Below are 432 nucleotides of genomic sequence, written 5' to 3'. Positions count from 1 at the left end.
CGGATGCGGTCCCGGACGTCGGCGCCGCGGTCGGCCAGCACGTCGAGCACGCGGTCGGCGTAGCGCTCGCGCAGGCCCGGTTCGTCCCAGTCGACGCCGCGGCCCGGGTCGTGGGCGGGCGCGTTGACCAGCACGAACCAGCCCTCCGAATCGTCGTCCGGGCGCAGCGCGGGGTCGTCGGGGGCGTGTACGTACACCGTCGGGTCGGCGACGGGTCGCGGCACGCGGCCGAAGATCGCGTCGAACTCCGCGTCGTAGTCCCGCGGGAAGTACACCCGGTGCGCGGCTCCCGGTCGGCGTCCCGAAAGGCCGAGCAGCAGGACGAATCCGGCCATCGACCGGGTGTGCCGACGTACCCGCCGCCGCATGGTCGCTGCGGCGTCGGCCGGCAGCAGCCGGTCGTAGAGCACGGTCGCGTCGGCGTTGCTCACC

At 74.8% G+C, this 432-nt stretch carries 1 pseudogene; it reads right to left on the bottom strand.

Annotated elements, in window-relative coordinates:
- Nucleotides 1-432: pseudogene (locus Q2100_RS31280) on the bottom strand (phytoene desaturase family protein); the annotation flags it as partial.

The sequence above is a fragment of the Mycolicibacterium arseniciresistens genome (genome assembly GCF_030519285.1).
In the GTDB taxonomy this organism is placed as follows: domain Bacteria; phylum Actinomycetota; class Actinomycetes; order Mycobacteriales; family Mycobacteriaceae; genus Mycobacterium; species Mycobacterium arseniciresistens.
Note: the sequence above shows the minus strand (reverse complement) of the source record. Positions and strands in the feature narration are given on the sequence as shown.